Origin of the sequence: Lysinibacillus sp. FSL R7-0073 (assembly GCF_038009065.1) — a bacterium.
GTDB classification, from domain to species: Bacteria; Bacillota; Bacilli; order Bacillales_A; family Planococcaceae; genus Lysinibacillus; species Lysinibacillus fusiformis.
Genome location: NZ_JBBPAS010000001.1, coordinates 226713 through 249731, shown reverse-complemented (window position 1 = coordinate 249731; position 23019 = coordinate 226713). Strand labels below are relative to the sequence as shown.

Annotated in this window: 15 protein-coding genes and 1 riboswitch; of the genes, 3 read left to right on the top strand and 12 right to left on the bottom strand. The window is 37.8% G+C overall.

From position 1 onward, the window contains the following. Nucleotides 1–128: 128 nt before the first annotated feature. The 8 genes from MKY88_RS01170 to hutH all read right to left on the bottom strand — a co-directional run bounded on the left by MKY88_RS01170 (nucleotide 129) and on the right by hutH (nucleotide 10507). Nucleotides 129–1982 (bottom strand): SLC13 family permease, encoded by a 1854-nt coding sequence (locus MKY88_RS01170; RefSeq protein WP_036122326.1) that lies wholly within the window; start codon nucleotides 1980–1982, stop codon nucleotides 129–131. 150 nt (nucleotides 1983–2132) lie between these two features. Then, entirely contained in the window at nucleotides 2133–2747 is a 615-nt protein-coding gene (gene nadD, locus MKY88_RS01165; RefSeq protein WP_069479773.1) for a nicotinate-nucleotide adenylyltransferase, read from the bottom strand. A gap of 22 nt (nucleotides 2748–2769) precedes the next feature. Then, the gene (locus MKY88_RS01160; RefSeq protein ID WP_069479772.1) at nucleotides 2770–4251 is read right to left on the bottom strand and encodes a nicotinate phosphoribosyltransferase; all 1482 of its coding nucleotides are present in this window, start codon (nucleotides 4249–4251) and stop codon (nucleotides 2770–2772) included. A 9-nt stretch (nucleotides 4252–4260) separates the two neighbouring features. Beyond that, nucleotides 4261–4812 carry a cysteine hydrolase family protein gene (locus MKY88_RS01155; protein ID WP_193834108.1) on the bottom strand — a complete coding sequence of 184 codons (552 nt, stop codon included), beginning with the start codon at nucleotides 4810–4812 and terminating at the stop codon, nucleotides 4261–4263. 83 nt (nucleotides 4813–4895) lie between these two features. Next, nucleotides 4896–5696 carry an NUDIX domain-containing protein gene (locus tag MKY88_RS01150; RefSeq protein WP_340812853.1) on the bottom strand — a complete coding sequence of 267 codons (801 nt, stop codon included), beginning with the start codon at nucleotides 5694–5696 and terminating at the stop codon, nucleotides 4896–4898. A gap of 197 nt (nucleotides 5697–5893) precedes the next feature. Next, the gene (gene hutI / locus MKY88_RS01145) at nucleotides 5894–7171 is read right to left on the bottom strand and encodes an imidazolonepropionase (RefSeq protein ID WP_193834110.1); all 1278 of its coding nucleotides are present in this window, start codon (nucleotides 7169–7171) and stop codon (nucleotides 5894–5896) included. Then, the gene (gene hutU, locus MKY88_RS01140) at nucleotides 7168–8838 is read right to left on the bottom strand and encodes a urocanate hydratase (protein ID WP_069479768.1); all 1671 of its coding nucleotides are present in this window, start codon (nucleotides 8836–8838) and stop codon (nucleotides 7168–7170) included. The genes hutI and hutU overlap by 4 nt, the downstream gene beginning before the upstream one ends. Before the next feature lie 154 nt (nucleotides 8839–8992). Then, nucleotides 8993–10507 (bottom strand): histidine ammonia-lyase, encoded by a 1515-nt coding sequence (gene hutH, locus MKY88_RS01135; RefSeq protein WP_340812852.1) that lies wholly within the window; start codon nucleotides 10505–10507, stop codon nucleotides 8993–8995. 276 nt (nucleotides 10508–10783) lie between these two features. On the opposite strand from hutH, the gene MKY88_RS01130 reads away from it, so the two are divergent. Next, nucleotides 10784–12238: a helix-turn-helix domain-containing protein gene (locus MKY88_RS01130; RefSeq protein ID WP_193834111.1), complete on the top strand. Its 1455-nt coding sequence runs from the start codon at nucleotides 10784–10786 to the stop codon at nucleotides 12236–12238. A gap of 307 nt (nucleotides 12239–12545) precedes the next feature. Then, complete coding sequence (locus tag MKY88_RS01125) at nucleotides 12546–14051, top strand: catalase (protein ID WP_340812851.1); 1506 nt, start codon at nucleotides 12546–12548, stop codon at nucleotides 14049–14051. A gap of 208 nt (nucleotides 14052–14259) precedes the next feature. On the opposite strand, the gene thiC is transcribed toward MKY88_RS01125, so the two are convergent. The 3 genes from thiC to MKY88_RS01110 form a co-directional block, all read right to left on the bottom strand. Continuing rightward, nucleotides 14260–16038, bottom strand: coding sequence for a phosphomethylpyrimidine synthase ThiC (gene thiC / locus MKY88_RS01120; protein ID WP_291753827.1), 1779 nt, complete (start codon nucleotides 16036–16038; stop codon nucleotides 14260–14262). Between the two features lie 141 nt (nucleotides 16039–16179). Further along, a riboswitch (TPP riboswitch) is annotated at nucleotides 16180–16294 on the bottom strand. 72 nt (nucleotides 16295–16366) lie between these two features. After that, a complete protein-coding gene (locus MKY88_RS01115; protein WP_193834113.1) occupies nucleotides 16367–17296 on the bottom strand; it encodes an AEC family transporter in 930 nt (309 codons plus the stop codon). Between the two features lie 305 nt (nucleotides 17297–17601). Continuing rightward, entirely contained in the window at nucleotides 17602–19704 is a 2103-nt protein-coding gene (locus MKY88_RS01110) for a methyl-accepting chemotaxis protein (protein WP_193834114.1), read from the bottom strand. Between the two features lie 255 nt (nucleotides 19705–19959). Here MKY88_RS01110 and MKY88_RS01105 point away from each other — a divergent pair, with 255 nt between their 5' ends. Then, nucleotides 19960–21609, top strand: a complete 1650-nt coding sequence (locus MKY88_RS01105) for an S-layer protein (RefSeq protein WP_193834115.1) — start codon at nucleotides 19960–19962, stop codon at nucleotides 21607–21609. A 42-nt stretch (nucleotides 21610–21651) separates the two neighbouring features. Here MKY88_RS01105 and MKY88_RS01100 read toward each other — a convergent pair whose 3' ends face one another. Further along, nucleotides 21652–22812, bottom strand: coding sequence for a response regulator (locus tag MKY88_RS01100; RefSeq protein WP_193834116.1), 1161 nt, complete (start codon nucleotides 22810–22812; stop codon nucleotides 21652–21654). Between the last annotated feature and the right edge of the window lie 207 nt (nucleotides 22813–23019).

Here is a 23019-nt window from a genome sequence, read left to right as displayed (position 1 = left end):
TTTATAAAAAGGTGAGCTGGAATGAGGGGCACTAAACTCCTAATTGAATTCAACGGCTTTACTTGATTTCAAAAAAGACTATAGATAAACATAAAATTTCTAGTTTATCTATAGTCTTAAACTGAATTTTACAATGGGAAAAAGAATGGGATGGTTATCATCATGACAATAAACATAACAATTTGTAACGGTATCCCTATTCTTACAAAGTCCATAAATTTATAGCCCCCAGCTGTCATTACCAGCGCATTAGTTGGGGATGCAATTGGTGTGGCAAACGCCATACTTGCGGCTACTGCTACTGCAATCATAAATGTTGTAGGATTAACCTCCATTGCTATTGCAGCACTCATAGCTATCGGTGCAAACAATACAGCCGTCGCCGTATTACTAATAAATTGTCCAAAGACAGCTGTCAAAATATAAACACCTATGAGCACACCATAGGGACCATAGTCACCAAGCACTTTAATAATCCCGTCAGATAGTATAGCCATGCCTCCTGTTTTTTCTAAGGCTGTCGCCATTGGTAGCATGGCAGCCACTAGCACTATACTTTCAAAATTCATATTGCTATACGCATCTTCCATATTCCGTAAGCAACCAGTTAATATCATTAAAACGGCACCAATCATAACAGAAATAACAGCAGGGAAAATTTCGAATGCCATTAACATAATCATAAACAGCATAATAATTCCTGCAATACCAGCTTTTCCTGTTGCTGCTGCTACACTAGCGTGCTCCTTTGGCTGACCAACAACCACAACATCTTGGGTCTCTCTCGCTAATAAAAGAATTTCATCCCAAGCTCCTTGCACTAAAATAGCGTCTCCAAATTTCAACTTATGCGAAACCATGTCTTGGAGTTTATAACCACCCTTACGATTAATGCCAATTATATTTAGGTTGTATTTTTCCCTAAACCCTAACGAACTCACCGTTTCATTGATAAAGCTTGAATTTGGAGTGAGTAATACCTCTGCAATACCGAGATGTTTCGAAACCAATTCATCAGCTTCCCCTTCTACTAATCCTTGCATCTCGAGGTGATAATCCTCAACAAAGTGACGAATATCCTCTTCTTCCCCTTGAACATACAGCTCGTCCTTTGCGTGAATTACACTTGTGGGACCAGCCATTTCTTGATATGTCATAGGTAGTAAATTGATACCTTCTTGTGACTTGCGATGAATTTTCATCATACAGAGCGTGTACTTGGCTGGTAGCTTTAACTCTGCTAACGACGTTTCAATAATAGGTGATTCTTCTGGAACAGAAATTTTGAATAGTCGATTATTTAAATCATATTGCTTTATGATTTTCTTCGGTGAAAGCTTATAGCCCTCATTTGTTTGCGTACGATGTTGATCTTTCGGTAACAAAATATTGCGCACAAGCACTAGATAAGCAATTCCTGCAATCATACCCACTATACCAATTGGAGTTATTTCAAAAAATCCAAGTTTGCTATATCCCCTATCTACCAATAACTGACTGACAATTAAATTGGTTGGAGACGCAATCAACGTCATAAGACCCGATAGACTAGCTACGTATGAGAGTGGCAATAAAAATTTAGAAGGGCTGACCTTCATACTAATCGCTATACTTACAACTATTGGCATCATTAATGCGACAGTACCTGTATTGCTCATAAATGCACCGACAGATCCAACAATGATGAGTAGTAATACAAATAGTTTCAACTCACTATTGCCCGACCATTTAAGTAATAACTGTCCTGCCATTCCCGCAAGACCTGTGCGTAATATTCCTGCACCCACGACGAAAAGCCCTGCAATCATTAAAACTACAGAGTTTGAAAATCCAGCTAATGCCTCTGTTGGCGTTAGAATATCTGTAATAACAAATGCTAAAAGTGACACAATTGCTACAAGATCTGCTCGTATTTTATTGGTCACAAATGCGAAAATTGTTGCACCTAAAATAAGAAATGTTAATGTAAGCTGCACATTCATGAATTCCTTTCTAACATTAATCATTAAAATTTTTGTGACAGCAAAAAAGCCGTCACCATTGCTATTTCTATTATAGCTTACGAATGGCTAGAAATAGTAAAAGTCACCATCTTTTCAAAATTAAAATAAGTGTGGCATGCAACCACACTTTTATTTCTTATATAGATAATGTTCTTTAATATAGTCATAACAAGCATTGGGCAAAAGATATCTTGGCTCTCCACCCATCGCAAATTCTTCCCGAATATAGGTAGAGCTAATTTCCATGGCTAAGCCCTTATCAATAAGATGAAATCTCCCATCATCATTATTTCTTAAAATTGGGGATCGGCTAATTGTTGATAGCATATCAACCCCATGCCTCGCCATAACTATGAATTTATTTTCGGCAACTAATGCGTCTCCCTTTTTCCATAATCCTGCACCAATGTCTACTAATAAATCTGCGCCCATAATAAAGTGGATTTCATCTTCTGGATGTTTTTCCCTAAAGTATTTCATCGTGTCATACGTGTAAATATTCCATCCCTCTTGATCCATCTCATAGGAATCTGCCATAAAACGATCATCCTTAGCAATTGCTAAATGTAGCATATTCCACCGATGCCTATCTTCTGTTTTTATAGTTTTATCTTTTCGCTTATTTGAACAGGGTAAAAATATGACCTTATCTAATTTACAACGGTGTGCAACCGTGCTAGCAGTCCAAAGATGAACATTGGTAATAGGATCAAAGGATGAACCATAAATACCTATTCTCGCCATCGTATCTTCCTCCTGTCATTTTTTATCTAGTATCCATCTTCTTTGAAATTTTTTCTTTAATATCATGAATAATAGCTCTCTTGTGATCCCAGCAAGCCTGACTCAAATCAACTGGGTACTCTTCTGGGTTCATCGTTCGTTTGTACTCACACCATAATAATTTTAAATTTTTCTTTGCATATGCTTGTGTCTCTTGAATTGTAGGTTCCTCAAATACTACTTTCCCATTTTCTACAATGCTTTCATGTAACTCGATCGCCGTAAAATTCGTTACAAACTTACTTATATACGTATGAACAGGGTGGAACATCTTTAATCGTTCTGTTTGCTGAATATTTTCCTCATCAAGGGCAATATAGTCACCTTCAGCATGACCATTCTCATTATTAACAATACGATAGACTCGTTTGCGCCCAGGAGTCGTCACCTTTTCTGGATTCGCAGAGATTTTTATAGTATCAACCATTTCCCCATTTTCATTTTCAATAGAGACTAACTTGTATACTCCACCTAAAGCAGCTTGATCGTAGGCTGTAATTAGCTTCGTGCCGATTCCCCAAGCATCAATTTTCGCCCCTTGAGATTTTAAATGCATAATAGTATATTCATCTAAATCATTGGATGCCATAATTTTTGTTTCCTTAAAGCCTGCATCATCTAGCATTTTTCTTGCTACCTTTGATAAATAGGCTAAATCACCACTGTCTAAACGGATACCGATAAAATTAATTTGATCTCCCAATTCCTTCGCTACTTTGATGGCATTCGGAACACCTGATCGTAACGTATCATAAGTATCTACTAAGAATACACAGTCTTTATGTGCGGCTGCATATTTTTTAAACGCAGTATATTCATCTCTGTAGGTTTGAATCATAGCATGCGCATGTGTTCCTGAAACTGGAATACCAAATAATTTACCTGCACGCACATTACTTGTTGCAGAAAAGCCACCGATATAAGCAGCGCGAGTTCCCCAAATTGCCGCATCGAATTCGTGAGCACGACGGGTTCCAAATTCCATCACAACATCCTCACCCGTCACTTCTTTAATTCGCGAAGCTTTCGTCGCGATTAGCGTTTGGTAATTAACAATATTCAGCAAAGGGGTTTCTATTAATTGCGCTTCAGCCAATGGTGCCTCGATTCGCAGAATAGGTTCATTGGCAAAAACCAACTCCCCTTCCCTCATCCCCCTTATAGTTCCTGTAAACTTTAGATTCTGTAGATAATGGAGAAATTCCTCTGGATAGTTCCCTTCTTCACGCAAATATTCAATATCACTTTGAGAAAAACCAAAGTTATTAATAAACTCCATTACTTTTTTTAAGCCAGCGAATATCGCATAACCATTGCCAAATGGAAGTTTTCTAAAATACAGCTCAAAAACAGCCTTTCGTTGATGAACCGCGTCCTTCCAGTAGGTCTGAACCATATTTATTTGGTATAAATCGGTGTGTAACATGAAACTATCATCTGCGTATTTCACGTCATTTCCCTCCATTCTTTACTATCAAATAACAGAGGCACCAAGTGTATGCTCAAAATGACTTAAAGCCCACTCATGTCCTGTTTGATTAAAGGATGCGACAGCGTTTTTATGAATGACAAGATCGAACCCTTTATTATAAGCATCTACAGCCGTATGAAGAACACAGATGTCTGTACAAACGCCAATTAAATGAAGCTCTGTAATTCCTCTTTCACGCAATTTCAACTCCAAATCTGTCCCTGCAAAGGCCGAGTAACGAGTTTTATCTATATAATAGACATGTTCCAATTCTTGCTTAGCTTCGTACAATGTTTTTAAAGCTCCGTATAAATCTCGCCCTTTGGTATGACGAATATTATGTGGAGGAAATAGCTTTGTTTCAGGATGATAAACATCTTCTTGCTCATGAACATCTATAGCGAATACTGTGAACTCTTTATTTGAGATAAATTCACTTGTTATATTAACAATTGCCTGCTCAAGCTGTTGTCCCGGCTCGCCACAAGTTAGAGCTCCATCAGTTGCAACAAAATCAACAGTGTAATCAATGTTAATTAGTGCTCTCTTTTTCATCGTTTTATCACTCCGATTTTTAATTAGTAATACACAAATTACAAATTACTGTTTTTAAAGTTATCAGGAAAGACGAATCTTTCCTAATGATAAATTGATTCCACCACTTCAAAATCATTAAAAGTATACAGCTGTGATGGCCTAAACGAATTACGCTTTGTTTTCTTTGGTTTTCCTTCCGCATCCACTACTTTTTCAATAAAAGGTAGTTTAGGTGCTTTTGTAAAAAATACAGAATCATTAGAGATTCGTGGATCGTCTTCAACTGTCAGTAGTACCCGTTGTAATTCTGATAAGGTAAACTCTTGAGGTAAAAAGTTTTTAGCAACGGTTGTTTGCACCATGTCTTTTTTAATAAATTTGAGTGCATCTGCAATGATTTTACGATGATCAAAGGCTAGTTGAAGTGTAAATACATCTTCAATATCAAATAACTCTACATCATCTGCATCATCATTTGCTTGTCGTTGCTCCATTTGCTCCTCAGGAACAATCGCATAAAAAGCATTTGAAATCATCCAGCCACGAGGATCTCGATTGATATCATCGTAAACACCAAAGTGCTGAACATGTAACCCTTCTACATTCGTCTCTTCTTTTAACTCTCTTTTTGCTGCAATATAGGCTGATTCCTTTTGATAAGCATCTACAAACCCACCAGGAAGCGCCCATTTTCCACCTTCAATATTAGCATTTCCATCAGCATCTTTAGCAGCGCGCTTAATTAACATAATTTTAAGTGTCATGTTTGGCGGTGCCTTTTCTTCTGTTTTCTCCGAAGTAATCGTAAAAATTGCGATATCCGCTGTGTATCCATCAGGTGTTTTATATTTTGAAGAATCATAATGCGCTAGCATTTCTTCTTCCGTACGAAACTTTGACATTATATAACCCCTTTAATCATTACAAGGTTTAAGTAATTTGTAATTAACGAATTACTATTTAATTGAATTATAAACCCCTACCGAAAAAAATGCAACCTATTTATTTAGTACGCCAAAGAGCTATTATAATCAGATTTTTTCAATCAAGATAAAAAAGCATAAATAAAGCTTTTATGCCTTATTTATGCCCATTTACTTTATTGTTCTTTCAGTAAAATTCCATTTCGTACAACAACTTGCCCATTTTTAATAACTGTATTTGTATGGTTCATGCCATAGAAATATTGTAACTGCTTATAATTAGCAACATCTAAAATAATAACATCCGCTTTTTTATCAACTTCAAGGGAACCTATTTGTTCGCCCCGATTCACTGCATACGCGGCATTAATTGTTGTTGCCGTTAGTACCTCCTCTAGTGTCATTCCCATATGCATGCAAGCTAAATTCATTATAAATGGTAGACTCATAGTAGGAGATGATCCTGGATTAAAGTCCGTTGAAATAGCTACAGGTACCCCTTCATCAATCATTAGACGGCCTCTCGCGAACGGCGCACGTAAAAAAAATGCAGTTCCTGGCAGCAAGACAGCAATTGTACCCGCTTCAGCCATTTTTTGAATTCCTTCATCAGAAGCAACTAACAAATGCTCTGCCGAAATGGCTCCCACTTCCGCAGCAAGTTCAGCACCTTTATAAGGCTCAATTTCATCGGCATGAATTTTCGGTGTTAATCCAAGGGCTTTCCCAGCCTCTAAAATACGCTCAGATTGTTCTGGTGTAAAGACACCTTTTTCACAAAATACATCATTAAATTCAGCCAGTTCTAACTCTGCAACTTTGGGTAGCATATCTTGAATCAAAACATCCACAAACTCATCCTCACGCCCTTTATAGTCGCGAGGTACTGCATGTGCACCCATAAAAGTACTAATAACATCCATATCATGCGTTGCTTGCAACTTTTTCGCTACTTCAAGTTGCTTCTTTTCCGTCTCCCAATCTAGTCCATAGCCTGATTTGGCTTCAACGGTTGTGACTCCATGTTTTAAAAATATATCTAAATGATGCCTTGTTTTTTCATACAAATCATCAAAGCTAGTTTCTCGTGTACGCTTTGTTGTGGCGTGAATTCCACCACCCGCATTCATAATTTCCATATAGGTAGAACCTTTGAGTCGCATATTAAACTCTTCTTCACGGGTTCCTCCATGGACGAGATGTGTATGACAATCCACTAATCCTGGCATAACGACCTTACCAGAAGCATCAATTGTAGTAGCTTTCTTCACTAATTCAGGAAAATCTACCTCTAGTTGCTCAAAAGCACCCACAGCAACAATTCGATCTTTTTCAATAAGAATACTACCATTTTCCACTATAGTAATTTCTCGCATTTGCTCCTTTGTGCGAGGTCCTCGTATATTATTTTTTAATGTAATCACTTCATTAGCATTTTTAATTAAGATGGTCACTTTACATCATCCTTTAACATTGGTATATGCACACCTTTGTTTTTGGCTGTCTGAATAGCAATGTCATACCCTGCATCTGCGTGACGAGCTACCCCCATACCAGGGTCCGAAATTAACACGCGTGCAATTTTCTCTGCAGCTAGCTCCGACCCATCCGCTACTAACACTTGCCCTGCATGCTGTGAATAGCCCATACCTACACCACCACCATGGTGAACACTTACCCAGCTGGCGCCGCTCGCTGTATTAACTAGCGCATTTAAAATTGGCCAATCCGATACTGCATCTGAACCATCTAACATGCCTTCTGTTTCACGGTTTGGCGATGCCACAGACCCTGAATCAAGATGATCACGACCAAAAACAATCGGTGCTGATAACTCACCATTCGCTACCATTTCATTTACTTTTAACGCAAAGCGATGACGGTCGCCATAGCCTAACCAACAAATACGTGCAGGTAACCCTTGCCATTTAACCATTTTCTGTGCCATATCGATCCAATTAACTAGACCTTTATCTTCTGCGAACATCTCTTTCGCAAGTGCATCCGTTTTATAAATATCCTCAGGGTCTCCTGAAAGCGCAGCCCAGCGGAATGGCCCTTTTCCTTCACAGAACAACGGACGAATATAGGCTGGTACGAAACCTGGGAAATCAAAGGCATTGGTTACGCCCATTTCTTTAGCATAGGCGCGAATATTATTGCCATAATCAAACACCTCTGCACCAGCCTCTTGGAACTCTAGCATTGTACGAACATGCTCTGCCATAGTTTCCTTAGCTTTTCGTTCATATGTTTTTACATCTGATTTACGAAGTGCTAATGCTTCCTCAAATGTCATGTTATTCGGTATATAGCCATTAATAGGGTCATGTGCAGAGGTTTGGTCTGTGACAAAGTCGGGAATGATCCCTAGACTCAACAGTTCACGATTGACGTCTGCACAATTTCCAACAAGGCCAATGGAGGCTGGCTCTTTTTGGTCACGTAATTTATTTACTAATGCAACTGCTTCATCCACAGTTTCTACAAGATAATCACAATAGCCCTCTTTTATTTTACGTTCAATGCGGGCACGCTCTACTTCTACAACTAGAATGACAGCGCCAGCCATTTTCCCCGCTAGAGGTTGTGCACCACTCATCCCACCCATACCACCTGTAAGGATGAATTTACCGCGTAAATCTGCAGAGCCAAATACTTTTTTCCCTGCTTCTACGAAGGATAAATAAGTGCCTTGCAAAATACCTTGTGCACCGATATAAATCCAGCTACCAGCAGTCATTTGTCCATACATCATTAAATCGCGATCTTCTAATTCATAGAAATGATCCCAATTGGCCCATGCTGGTACAAGGTTGGAATTGGCAATTAAAACACGGGGAGCATGTTCATGTGTACGGAATACAGCTACCGGCTTCCCTGATTGAATCAATAATGTTTCATCATTCTCTAGTTTTTTTAATGAAGCAATAATTTGCTCATAACTTTCCCAATTACGAGCTGCCTTTCCAATACCACCATAAACAATCAGCTCATCAGGATTCTCCGCTACCTCAGGATCAAGATTGTTCATCAGCATGCGCATCGCTGCTTCCTGTGTCCACCCTTTACAAGTTAGTTGATTTCCATGTGGTGCACGAATACTTGTTTTAAATACCATAAAAACACCCTCCTTTAAAATGATAAAAATGCTAGTAACATTCAACAAAACTGAATATTCAGATACCAAAATAAATAATCTTTTATAAAGCAGAGGCTACTTAGAAAACTAAGTCTTGCCTCAGCTCTTCCAACTTAAAATCGTTTAATTAACTTTACATATATTCCTTTACTAGAGCATCACTAGTTAATAAATACTCCGCCAATGCCTCAATTTCATCACCAATCGGCTGATCTGCTAATAGTGGTGGACAAAACTCACGAACTTTCTCTAAATACTTTCGTGTGGTTGGTGATAATTGTTCTTCCGCTTTATCTAAATAAATAGCCTGTGATGCACAAATCATTTCTATCGCTATAACTAGGGCAGCATTTCGGACAATCTGACGTACTTGACGAGCAGAAGTTGTCCCCATACTTACATGGTCTTCTTGATTCCCTGATGTAGGAATTGAGTCAACACTGGAAGGATGCGCCAACACTTTGTTTTCTGAGACAATGGATGCTGCTGTATATTGAGCAATCATCAGACCACATTCAATCCCAGGGTTTGTCGCTAAAAATGGTGGTAATCCTTCATTTAATTGAGGATTCACCATTCGCTCTGTACGACGCTCTGAAATATTAGCCCATTCACTTACCCCAATTTTTAAAAAGTCCATCGCTAAAGCAATTGACTGACCATGAAAATGACCACCTGATAGGACTTCACCGTTTTCTAAAACAATCGGATTATCAGTCGTGGCATTCATTTCCGTTTGTACTCGGTTCTCCGCGTAAAAGAAAGACTGCCAGGAGGCACCGTGCACTTGTGGGATACAACGCAGTGAATATGCATCCTGCATACGAATTTCTCCTTGCTTTGTCACTCGCTTACTTCCCTCAAGCCACTTACGGATACGACCACCAACAAGCTCTAACTCTGGATGTGGTCTTACCGCTAAAAGGGCTGGATCAAACGCAGATGTGATACCTTTCAATGCTTCTAGTGTTAAACTAGCAGCCATATCCGCCGCAAGCCCAATTCGTTCAGCCTCATTAACTGTTAAGACACCGATACCTGTCATAGCCTGTGTACCGTTTACAAGTGCCAGCCCCTCTTTAGCTTGTAGTCGAACAGGTGATAATCCCGCTTGCTGTAACGCCTCACTACCACTCATCATTTCTCCATTAAACTCAGCCTTACCTTCTCCCACTAGGACTAAAGCTAGATGTGATAACGGCGCTAAATCTCCACTTGCTCCAACCGAGCCTTGTGACGGGACAATTGGATGTACGCCTTTATTAATAAAATCTAATAAAAGCTGTACAGTTTCCTCACGAATACCTGAAAATCCACGAGCTAAGGCATTTGCACGTAAAACCATCATGGCACGTACAACATCAGTTGGAAACGGCTGGCCCACACCTGTTGCATCTGATCGTAATAAATTCAGTTGCAATAGCTCAATATCTTCTTCCTCGATTTTTATATTGCTTAGTTTGCCAAAACCTGTATTTACACCATAAATAGTTTGCCCCTCTGCTAAACGCTTTTCGATTCGTTCCCTACTTAAACGAATACGTTCTATACTGTCTGCAGCAAGTGCAACCGTTGCATGCCCTTTAACGATTTCCTCAATTTGTTGTCTTGTTAATGTATTGCCATCAAGCTCGATGATCGACTTCACATGACATCCCCCTATTCCCTTTATGGCTTATGTAAAATTCATTTAACGTAATCACTAAAACATCCGCATTCAACTACGTTTAAGCGTTTTCATTGTAAATGAGTTTCCTGCTGAATGATGGTCAATTACTCTATTTCCATTGTACTAACTACTTTTTTCAGAATATAGAGAATTTTAAAAGAGAAAACATGATTTTTTTCATATTCCTATGTTATTTTTAATAATATAATCGTATTTTTATATGAAACTAGAATATTTTAAGCGAGGTTAGATGTTATGAAGCTGTTATTAATCGATCGAGACTCCACTGAACTAGCAGGCATTAAGTGGTTTTTACACACATATTTTCCAGGCGATGTTCTTATTGACATGTGCACTACTATTTCAGATGTACCTCAATGCATCCGTCAATTTGAACCGGATGCCATATTGTTAAATATCGATTTGGTCCCTAATAATCGCTTAGCTTCTCTTTATCGAGATCTACAAAAACATTCAGGTGCTATTTTAGCCGTAACAACAGAACCCTTATTTAAAAACGCATTGAAAGCCATTGATTTACAGGTAACTCATCTGTTCGTAAAGCCCATTGATTTAGAAGTATTAAAGCAAAAACTGACAGGCATTTCCTTGCGCTCACCACAAATTACAGATTTTGCGCAGGAGGCTACAAATGAATCATTTTATAATCATTTATTTTTAGATACGAAATCAGACTCTATCGAAACTGGCATTCACTTTACAATAATTGAGCCTGAGCACACCGAGACCTATAACAAGCTTTACAATTGGCTTCAACAAACACCTATCCACTTCCATATGAAAACCTATCCTTTATCGAATAGAATCGTCTGCCTTTTTCAAACGCCAGACATAAAAATGGTAGAAAAGGATGTACGTACTCTTATGAAGGAATGGCGTTTGTTTAGTAATAGTTCTTTAAATATCGGGATATATGATGGACCCGCTACAAGCATTAAAAATATGTACACATTAACAAAGCGTGCACTTCACCAAAGTTTTTATGAAGGATTCGGGCATATTTTTTACGCAAGTAAACAATTTGAAATACAACCCTTAGATCCATTACTAACACCAGAGGAACAACAATTATTAATAAGTAGCCTGGAGGAGGGTAATTTAGAAGCCGTAAAAACATTTTTATATCGACTTTCTAATGAGGGCATCTATTACGAGCAGGATGATCTACGCATCCATCTAACAAGTGTCTTAGCACAAATTCGGCGTTTTATGTTGAAATATAAACTACACGAAAAAGCAGTCATTGAACAAAACTACCGCCAGCTATTTCATTTAATTATTGAGCATCCTATTTTTTATACGATTCTCAATGGCATTATTTCTTTCACTCAGAGATTAATAGAGCTAGCCCGTGAAGCCCGCATGGAAAAAAGAGCCGATTATGTTGAGCTCGCTTTAGAAATTATTGATCAGCAATTTAAAGATAGTTCCTTGTCTCTTCCCTTTGTCGCTCGTAAGCTTGGCATCAGCCCCAATTATTTAAGTACGATTTTTTCAAAGAAACAAGGCTTGCCATTTAAGCGCTATATACAGCAATTTAGAATTCAAAACGCCATTAAGATGCTACTAGAAACAGATTTTGCAATTAGTGAGATTGCTCATTTAAACGGTTTTGATGATCCGAATTATTTTATTAAAATATTTAAACAACAAATCGGTATGACCCCTCATCGATACCGAAAAAATTAATAAAGACCTTGCAGATAATTTTCAATTAGTTATTTTCATTTTCAATAAAGGTTTGTACTATGGATGTTATATCTTATACTTCTTTTCATTTACAGTATAAATACTGTTTATATCTAGTTTATTTAACAACAAATTTATGGCGAGGATTAAGCATAAATAGGGTCTCCGATGCATATATTTATATTTTATATCTTACTATAAAAATTCTTTAACGATAATTATTATAATGTACTAGCAATTCTATTTTATATTTGTTATAGTTATAGACGAAGAGTTTGACTTACATTATTTTCAGGAGGTAACTAATATGACAAACGCAAATGATCGTAGCCGTCGTTTTACAACAGCAGGTGGTGCTCCAGTAGTAAGTAACCATGACTCTATGTCAGCAGGTCCACGCGGCCCTCTATTACTTCAAGATGTATGGCTAGTTGAAAAATTAGCAAACTTCAATCGTGAAGTAATCCCTGAACGTCGTATGCACGCGAAAGGTTCAGGTGCATTTGGTACTTTTACTGTAACGCACGATATAACTCAATATACAAAAGCTAATATCTTCTCAGAAGTGGGCAAGAAAACTGAAATGTTCGCACGATTCTCCACAGTTGCTGGTGAGCGTGGTGCAGCAGATGCTGAGCGTGATATCCGTGGCTTTGCACTTAAGTTTTATACTGAAGAAGGCAACTGGGATCTAGTAGGAAACAATACACCAGTATTTTTCTTCCGTGATCCACTACACTTTACAGATTTAAACCACGTGGTCAAACGTGATCCACGTACAAATATGAAAAACGCTAATTCCAACTGGGATTTTTGGACATTATTACCAGAAGCGCTTCACCAAGTGACAATTGTAATGTCTGACCGTGGTATTCCAACTGGTTACCGTAATATGCACGGATTTGGTTCTCACACATATAGCTTTATCAATGCTGATAATGAGCGTGTTTGGGTTAAATTCCACTTCCGTACAGAACAAGGCATTAAAAATTTCACAGGTGATGAAGCAACTGAGGTAATCGGTCAAGACCGTGAATCTTCACAACGTGATTTATATGAAGCCATTGAAAAGGGCGATTTCCCTAAATGGAAAATGTATATTCAGGTTATGACAGAGGAGCAATCTCGTGAGCTACCATACAACCCATTCGATTTAACAAAAGTATGGTATAAAAAAGATTTCCCATTAATTCCTGTAGGTGAGTTTGAGTTAAATAAAAACCCGGACAACTACTTTGCAGAAGTGGAACAAGCTGCATTTGCACCATCTAACATCGTTCCTGGTATTAGCTTCTCACCAGATAAAATGTTACAAGGTCGTATCTTTGCCTATGCGGATGCACAACGCTACCGTTTAGGTGTAAACCACTATATGCTTCCTGTTAACGCACCAAAATGTCCATTCCGTACTTTCCACCGTGATGGCGCTATGCGTTTTGACGGCAACCTTGGTTCAACACTAGGCTATGAACCAAATAGCTATGGTGAATGGGAGCATAATTTAGACCACAAAGAGCCTGAGTTACGCATTGATGGTCATGCAGGAATTCATGATTTCCGTGAAGACGATAATAATTACTTCGAGCAACCAGGTAAACTTTTCCGCCTAATGACTGCGGAAGAACAACAACGTCTATTTGAAAATACGGCTAATGATATGGCTTCTGTTGAAGAATTCATCAAACGTCGTCACATCCTTCACTGCTATTTAGCTGATCCAGCATATGGTGAAGGTGTCGCAAAAGCAATGGGTCTTTCATTAGAAGGTATGGATCTTACAAACCCATATGTAAAACAACCAACAAACGTTTAATATTCCACTTATTATTGATATCCAAATCCAACTTTTACTCCATGTGAATGTATAATTCACATGGAGCTTTTTAGTATTCGTCTAGTTTCAACCGCTCACTTCTATTTGCAAAAGCATAAATTACTTTTATTCATCTCCCCTGTTTAATTGTGGAACCAACATAAAAAAGGCTCGTGTCTAGTAAATCAACACAAGCCTTGTACTATTATTATTGATAGATTTGACTACCTGCCTTTTTAAACTCCGCTGACTTTTCCCTCATACCTTCATGGATGGCCTCTGTTGTATTTAAATCCTTTTCCTTAGCATAATTACGAATATCCTGAGAAATTCTCATGCTACAAAATTTAGGACCGCACATTGAACAAAAATGTGCTGTTTTTGCCCCCTCTGCTGGTAATGTTTCATCGTGATATTCTACTGCACGTTCTGGATCAAGAGAAAGGTTAAATTGATCACGCCAGCGGAACTCGAAACGCGCTTTTGACAGTGCATCATCCCGTTGTTGTGCACCTGGGTGCCCCTTTGCTAAATCTGCAGCATGTGCAGCAATCTTATAAGTAATAACCCCTACTCGAACATCCTCCCGATTAGGTAATCCTAAATGTTCCTTCGGTGTCACATAGCAGAGCATAGCTGTACCAAACCAACCAATCATTGCTGCTCCAATAGCAGATGTAATATGGTCATAACCTGGAGCAATATCTGTTGTCAATGGACCTAAAGTATAGAATGGGGCTTCCTTACAAACCTCTAATTGCTTGTCCATATTCTCTTTAATCAAATGCATTGGAACGTGACCTGGCCCCTCCACCATTACTTGAACATCATGCTTCCATGCAATTTGCGTTAATTCGCCTAATGTTTCCAGCTCCGCAAATTGTGCTTCATCGTTAGCATCCGCGATTGACCCTGGGCGTAAGCCATCTCCTAATGAGAAGGCTACATCATAAGCTTTCATAATTTCACATATTTCCTCAAAATGAGTATAGAGGAAGTTCTCTTGATGATGGTATAAACACCATTGCGCCATAATGGATCCACCCCGAGACACAATGCCTGTTACACGGTTTGCCGTAAGAGGGACATAACGTAAAAGGACACCTGCATGAATAGTGAAATAATCTACCCCTTGCTCCGCTTGTTCAATAAGCGTATCACGGTACACCTCCCATGTTAAATCCTCAGCCACACCATTTACCTTTTCTAATGCCTGATAAATTGGTACTGTCCCAACTGGTACTGCAGCATTTCGAATTATCCATTCTCTCGTTGTATGAATATGTTTGCCAGTTGATAGATCCATAATATTATCAGCACCCCAGCGTGTAGCCCATGTCATTTTTTCCACTTCCTCTGCAATCGAGGATGATACAGCTGAATTCCCAATGTTCGCATTAATCTTCACATGGAAGTTACGACCGATAATCATTGGCTCGGCCTCAGGATGATTAATATTGGCAGGCATAATAGCCCGGCCTGCTGCAATCTCTGAACGTACGAAATCTGGGTCCATATTTTCTCGTATCGCTACAAACTCCATCTCAGGTGTAATAATTCCCCGTCGAGCATAATGAAGCTGCGTGACATTTTTACCCTTTTTTGCACGTAAAGGCTTTCTCACCAATTCCGGGAAGACATTTTCATGGATACGTGGATCATCAGCGCGACTGAAACCATTATCCTCAGGTTTAATTGTACGCCCTCCGTATTCCTCAACATCCCCTCGCTCTTGTATCCAAGCACTTCGTAAAGCAGGTAAGCCCTTTGTAATATCCACGTGGAAGACCGGATCTGTATATGGTCCACTCGTATCATACACCCGAATTGGGGCATTTTCTTCATCCCCAAAGGTACCAGTCGTCGGACTTAATGTAATTTCACGCATTGGTACTAAAATATCAGGACGAGATCCTTCCACATAAACCTTTTTACTTCCTTCAAAGTTAGACATAATCGTAATGTTCTTTGCACTAATTGCTGACATGAGCTACTTCTCTCCCTTAAATGTAGTTTAAACAAGGACCGATTCTAGCTCACCCAGCAAACAAAATAAATAAAGGCCGAATCCAAAAAAATAATTGGATCCGGCCATGAATGTAAAGGGTCTATTGATTGCACGTAATATGCAATAGCTTCTTAACTTTCCCACGCTGGTATGAGCCAGATCAGGTCCAAAGGGTCAAGAAACCTCTATGCGTTTCCCTCTCAGCCTGACTCATCAGACTCCCCTAGTTAATACTATTCAGTTTGATGCTAGTTTAGCAGATATTGCTAAGAGATGGAAGTTATCATTTAAATATTTTTGATTTCTATTAGGTAAACAATACATCAGCAATATAAATTACAATCGTGACCGTTATACAACTCACAATGGTCGAAAATAAAACGGTTTGTGCAGCTGTTGCCGACTCTATATCATATTCTAATGCTAGACTTGAACTGTTGCGGGATGTGGGAAAAGCACTCGCTATAAATAACGATTGTGCCACAACCCCGTCTAAACCGAGCGCATAAATAATGACTAAAGCAACGGCTGGACCGATAATTAATCGCGTCAAGCAGCTGACGAATACTGTTTTATTAAACATCGTTTTAATCTCCAGTTGAGACAATTGGGCGCCTAGCGTAATTAATGCAACGGCAATAAAACCATCTGCTACATGGTCTATAGGTATTTTAATAAACTGCGGAATGCCAATGTCAAAATAATTCATGGCCACACCGATTATTAAAGCGTGTATAATAGGCATTTTTATAAAATCCTTTAAAATTGTCATGCCCGATTTAGTAGAGGAAATTAAATTATATAAACCATACGTATACGTTGTCATGTTTTGGAAGATAACGAGTATAACCTGGATGGCTACACCAATAGGTTGAGTGGCAAAAATCATTTGAGCTACCGGAATACCATAGTTGCCAGAGTTAATGAGTACTACACTATTTTTAAAAACAGCTGCCTCAGTTTTGGCGAGTCCAAGCCCTTTCGCTAAAAAGTGACTGAGTAACATTTGACTACCAATAAAAAGCACAACAAACAATCCAACTTCCCCCAGAACAGACAGTTTTATACTCGTCTCATATAAATTAATAAATACAGCGGCAGGCATAAAACAATATGTAATAAGCTGTGATAATGCTTTTAAGTTAAAGCGAAATTTCTTTTGCAGAATAGCACCTAGTACAAGTAATACTAAAATAGGTGCGACAATTTGAAAGAAAATCATTCCAAGATACACCATATTGAAGTCCCCCTCCCTTTTGATTGTAGTGTCGATAATGTACTAGGTCAATGCTACTTACTTTCATAATTAAAACCGTTGATTTCCACTACTGGAGGGGTGCGCCTTGTTCCAATGATGAAAAGATAAAAAATCACATCAATAAACGAGGAGAACAATGTACAGAATATAAGAATCACCAAAACTCACTCATTTGAGGACTATGAATTCTTGATGAAAAAAATGAAAAGGGAATCGAGCATGAACTTCTCGATTCCTTTTTTCAACAGTATGAGCTGCCTTTAGATTTTAGGCAGCCTTTTTCTCTACGCAAGCTTAAATCTATTAACGACCTCTTGCAGTTCATTAGAGATATCATTCATATTTTGCATAGACTCTGCCACTTTTTGCAATTCTGCTTGTTGGTCCATTGCAGAGGCACTTACTTGCTCAGCAGAGGCCGCTGTTTCCTCTGATATAGCCGAAATACTTTGTATGGACATAATTGCTTGATTTTTATGCTCTAACATAGTAGACAACTGAGTCATTAGTTCATTAATAGAAGTTGCAATTGCACGTGACAAATCACTATTATCTTTAAAGGCCAATTGCGTGCTTTGTACGGACTCATTTTGCGATTGCATTAAATTTGCATTCGATGCAATGACTGCAACTGTTTGTTGAGAATTTTCTAAAATACTTTCTACCGTACTTTTAATAACTTCTGTTTCAGTTTTTGATTGCTCTGCCAACTTTCTTACTTCTTCCGCCACGACAGCAAAACCTTTTCCATGCTCACCAGCACGTGCAGCCTCAATACTTGCATTTAAAGCTAATAGATTAGTTTGCTCCGTAATGCTTTGAATAGAGGCAATAATTTGATTAATATTGGCAATATTAGAAGCTAGTGATTCCATTTGTTGTTGAATACGGCCGTTCATCTCATTCGTCTCTATATTATGTTCATGTAAACTTTGAACCTCTTGCATGCCTTTCTCGGTTGTCACATTTGTCTTGTTGGATAAATCGTCCATTTCATTCGAAAGCGCAGTAATGGCATCTATTTGATCCGATAAATCCATCATGCGATAATTCGTTTCTTCAGTATCCTCTGATTGCTTCGATGCACCCTGTGCAATTTCATTAATGGCTACTGATACCTCTTGACTAGAGGACACGATTTCGTTAAATGCCTCATGTACCTGGTTAGAAGATTGGTTCAATAGAGTTGTTGAGTTTAACACGGCTTTAATAGCACTATTGGTTTTATCCAACATATTATTATAGGCCAATGCGACTGCCCCAATTTCATCTTGTTTAATATATTTATCCTCTACCTTTTGTGTTAAATCGCCTGCTGCTGCTGTTTCAATCGAAGCACGTAAAAACTTGAGTGGCTTTAACTGTTTGTAAATAAATAGTACACTTGCAGCAGTCATCAAGGCTACCATTATAATGGATGCAATAATCGTATATACAAATACATGGTTATAGGTCTCTAAAATTTTTGATTCAGCTAATACGATTTGAACGGTCCAAGTTTCGTCAATGTCCTCTAAAATCATTGGAGCAAACACATTATAGGCTTGATCTTTCAGTTCATTAGACTCTATGTACATACTTGTTAGCTCGCCGTTTTCCATTGTCTTACTTATGCTTGTCCAAGCAGGATCATCTTGCATATTTTGCCCATCCAACTCTTTACCGAAACTGTTAGCTGTTAGTACACCGTTATTTGTAATAATTGCCGCATAGCCGCCTTCTGGAGCAACAGACTTTGTCAGCTCATTTAAATAATCTATAGATACATCCGCCGTCAATACACCAAAAAATTTCCCAGAAGCATTGACTAATGGTACAGAAATTGTTGTCATTAGTACTGTTTGACCGTTTACACTATAGTCATAAGGCTCCGTTAAAACTGTCCGTCCTTCTTCTTTTGGCACCCAGTACCATTGAGAAACATTTTTATCATCTACACCTTCAAGAAGAGTGGTCGTTATTTCATTATCATTTTTGCTTAAGTATGGTCCAAAACGTTTTTTGGAATCTACCAACGTAGCCTCATCATTTGGATTGATAATAAGGGAATTCTGCTCAAAGATAGCTCCTACCCCTAATAAATCAACATTATTAGCTAAATTATTTTCCATTATGTCTAAAACACCTTTGGAAGATAGCGTCTTATTTTTCTCCATACTTTCAACGATTCGTTTCGTTGTTTGTAAAGTTGTATTGGCTTTTTTAAAACGCTCGCTCATAATAGCCGCTGACGATTCAGCCGTTTGCAATGTTCCATACTCTGCATCTTTGACACTTTGCTTTTTTATAATAATCCCCGTTGTCACTGTATAGGATAAAAATAATACTAGAAACAATCCTATTATTAGGGAAGATAGTTTCAATGCAATTCCTCTTGATTTCTTCATCACAAACACCCCCACTTTTATAAATAATCATAATGGATGGAAGGTCGTATCTCAATAAAATATTTAGCGAATAAAGTAGAAATTTACAAAAATATAGATAAAAATACGTGCAAATCAACAATTTTCTCTTAAACTTCAAAAGGGACTTATGACTTAATTAATTTTCACTTCATACACAAGACTTACAACATCAATTCTAAATTATTGAAAATTATGATATATTATCTATTAAATAAAATGATTGGAGTGACTTGTATGACAAATAAAGCGCTATCAACATTAATGGCCACTGCGATTACAGCCACACTAGTATTACCTGTGTCTACTGCACATGCCTCTTCTCTTCTAAATCAATCAAGCTTAAACGAAGCGCAGGTTCAAGTTGCAGCAACAAAAAAAGTGGTAGGTGATGCCGTAACAATTAGAAATATTACAAAGGATACGGTCATTACATCAAATGGTACATTTAAAATCCACAAAGATTTAAAGCCCCTTTTTAATAATTCAAATAAGGTAGCATTAACGAATGCTTTAGCTACGATTGTTGTAAAAAATGGGCAAATTTCAGATGTAACATCATTAACATTAAACAAAGCAGGCACAAATAAAAAATCTGTATATTTTGATGCAGGTGACGCGCAAATCTCGGGTGACCTCACTGTGAATGCAGATTATGTAAAAATTCATAATGTTACGGTTGATGGACAGTTGATCATTACGAACAGAGTGAAAAAAAACATTACACTAGATGACGTTTTCGTGGGCGATACAATTACACTTAAACCGCTTATAACAAAGAAAACAAACTGGCTATATGTTACACTACGGGATATGAAATCATCAAATATTAAATTGGCACGTACGAAGGTGAATGTTTCTTCTGACCAGACACTTTCTAAAATTGATGTTGTTGGTAAAGTTTTGTCTTCTGAAGTGATAGCAAATGTGGAAAAACTGACGATTGATGTGGAAGAGGATTTTAACCTTTACGGCGAGGGTAAAATTGAACAAATCATTGTCAAAGGCGGTTCAAAAGTGGCATTAGATTCGGGTCATCAGGTGAGTAAAGTACAAGTGGACGATAAGAGCGTCTCTGTTATCCTCCCTGTTATTGATAAAAAAGAGCTGAATACACTACTAGCATCCATACCTTACGTACAAGTTTCTATAAATGGATACGATATTTTAACAACAGACAAATGGACAACTCAGACTGATCGTAATATTTTTGATTCTGCAGTGACGAGTGCTAGAACTGTTGCAAACAATAATAGTGCCTCACAAGAGCAAGTAAAGAATGCTATTACACGGTACCAAAATGCGCTAGTAGGCTACCAAGCGGCTCAAAAAAGCGGTTTAAAATATGGATATGGTGATAAAGCATCACTACAGTCATTAATTCATTCCGTTTCATATGTGACGGTCTCTTGGAATGGCTCAGATGTTTCTTACAATACTCCATGGACAACACAAGCTGAAAGGAATGCGATAGATTCTGCTGTTTCAACAGCTCAAACAGTGGTTAATAATTACTATGCTACTCAAACTGATATTGCCAATGCAATTAATAATTTAAACAATGCTATTGGGACTTACAAGAGTGCTTATAAGTATGGTAATAATGGGTACTATGTAGATAAAACTTATTTAGAATCACTAATTACTTCTGCTTCTAATGGAATGGTTCCAATTTCTCATAATGGAGATGGCAGTGATATATTTAATAACATACAATGGACATCAGAATATGAATTGAGCATGCTAAATTATAGTATTGAACAAGCTAGATTTATTGTAAACAACTATTCTGCAACTCAAACTGAGATCTCAAATGCCTATAACAATTTAATCAATGCATATGATAAATACAATAATGCTAAGAGATATGGTTTAAAACCATATTAACAGTAAGGGCTCTGCGTTTGCAGAGTCCCTTCCTTTTTGTAATCAAATAATAACTTCCTCTTTCATTTGCACAATTGCCAGTTTCCAACTACGATACCAACTTTCAATTTCTTCACTTGGCTCCACCGCCAAATGCTCTTGAAGTGCCTTTTTTAACAGTAAATATTGCTCCTCAACAGCCCCTACATTATTCAGTAAATGATATAGCTTCATCAAGGTGAAATAGTTTTCCTCTTCATCAACGAACAGTGCTTGAACTTTTTCCTGTATCTTTATAGCCGCAGGATAGTTTTCATTTGTTATATAAAAATCAGTTAGCTGATGGGCATGCTGTAACCATAATCTTCTTAAACGCTCTCTCTCGTTTTCTGCCCATAAATAATCGCAATCTCCTAAATAGTCACCTGTATACATTTGGAATACTTGTTCATGCTCATCCACGGTTTCCTGTTCTAGTAAAGGTAATGATTTCAAGCTGGACAACCATTGTTCTACATCAACAACAGTATGTTCCATCAAGAGTTTATAACCTGAATTGAGTAATGGACTTGAAATCTGCACACCATCCAAATCGTAGTTTTTTAATGTTTGACGTATTGTATAAATGGCCGTATAAAGCTGTTTCGACGCCCTATCTCTATCAGACTCTGGCCAAAATAACTCTAAAATGGTTTCACGATAAATTATTTCATCACGGTGATTGAGTAAGTAGGCAAATAACTCTTTCGCTTTGGATGTTCGCCATTTTAAAATTTGTGTTTGACCGTCTGGTGAAATGACACGGAGCCCGCCAAATAGATTAATAGTTGTAGAGTTCGTCACACTTTTCTTGTGTTTATTATTGATCTGTTCAAGACGTTCTAATGTCTTTTTTAAACGCGTAATTTGTACGGGCTTCAATAAATAATCGACGGCATGTAAATTAAAGGCGTCTAACGCATATTGATCGAACCCTGTTGTAAAAACAATTTCTACATCTGGCAATAATTCCTGAATTTTTTCCCCTAGTGCTAACCCGTCCATATCCGGCATGACTATATCTAAAAATACAACACTTGGTTGTAGGCTCTGTATCTCTTCAATCACTTTTAAAGAATCCGTGTATTCTCCAACTATTTCAATTCCCCCAACCTTACTTTCTTCAAGCAAAGTTTTTAATCTCGTTAATGATAAATATTCATCATCTACTAGCACTATTCTCATTGTTACCCCTCCTTAAAAACTACTTCTTTATTTATTATCGTATATTTTCCGAAACATTTAAGAGATAGCATTACTTTTGAATGATAAATAAACCAATTTTTATACATTTATTGTTTGTGATGAAAAAGAAACTACTCCGTAAAAAATTACCGTATTTTTACTTTTTACACTTTCACGATTTATACTCGGTTGAATTTTTCAAACGGC

Excerpts from the sequence above, each read along its gene's own strand:
- MKY88_RS01170 (WP_036122326.1), bottom strand. The coding sequence starts at position 1,982 with ATGAATGTGCAGCTTACATTAACATTTCTTATTTTAGGTGCAACAATT.
- nadD (WP_069479773.1), bottom strand. The coding sequence starts at position 2,747 with ATGGCGAGAATAGGTATTTATGGTTCATCCTTTGATCCTATTACCAAT.
- MKY88_RS01160 (WP_069479772.1), bottom strand. The coding sequence starts at position 4,251 with ATGGAGGGAAATGACGTGAAATACGCAGATGATAGTTTCATGTTACAC.
- MKY88_RS01155 (WP_193834108.1), bottom strand. The coding sequence starts at position 4,812 with ATGAAAAAGAGAGCACTAATTAACATTGATTACACTGTTGATTTTGTT.
- MKY88_RS01150 (WP_340812853.1), bottom strand. The coding sequence starts at position 5,696 with ATGTCAAAGTTTCGTACGGAAGAAGAAATGCTAGCGCATTATGATTCT.
- hutU (WP_069479768.1), bottom strand. The coding sequence starts at position 8,838 with ATGGTATTTAAAACAAGTATTCGTGCACCACATGGAAATCAACTAACT.
- MKY88_RS01130 (WP_193834111.1), top strand. The coding sequence starts at position 10,784 with ATGAAGCTGTTATTAATCGATCGAGACTCCACTGAACTAGCAGGCATT.
- MKY88_RS01125 (WP_340812851.1), top strand. The coding sequence starts at position 12,546 with ATGACAAACGCAAATGATCGTAGCCGTCGTTTTACAACAGCAGGTGGT.
- thiC (WP_291753827.1), bottom strand. The coding sequence starts at position 16,038 with ATGTCAGCAATTAGTGCAAAGAACATTACGATTATGTCTAACTTTGAA.
- MKY88_RS01115 (WP_193834113.1), bottom strand. The coding sequence starts at position 17,296 with ATGGTGTATCTTGGAATGATTTTCTTTCAAATTGTCGCACCTATTTTA.
- MKY88_RS01110 (WP_193834114.1), bottom strand. The coding sequence starts at position 19,704 with ATGAAGAAATCAAGAGGAATTGCATTGAAACTATCTTCCCTAATAATA.
- MKY88_RS01105 (WP_193834115.1), top strand. The coding sequence starts at position 19,960 with ATGACAAATAAAGCGCTATCAACATTAATGGCCACTGCGATTACAGCC.
- MKY88_RS01100 (WP_193834116.1), bottom strand. The coding sequence starts at position 22,812 with ATGAGAATAGTGCTAGTAGATGATGAATATTTATCATTAACGAGATTA.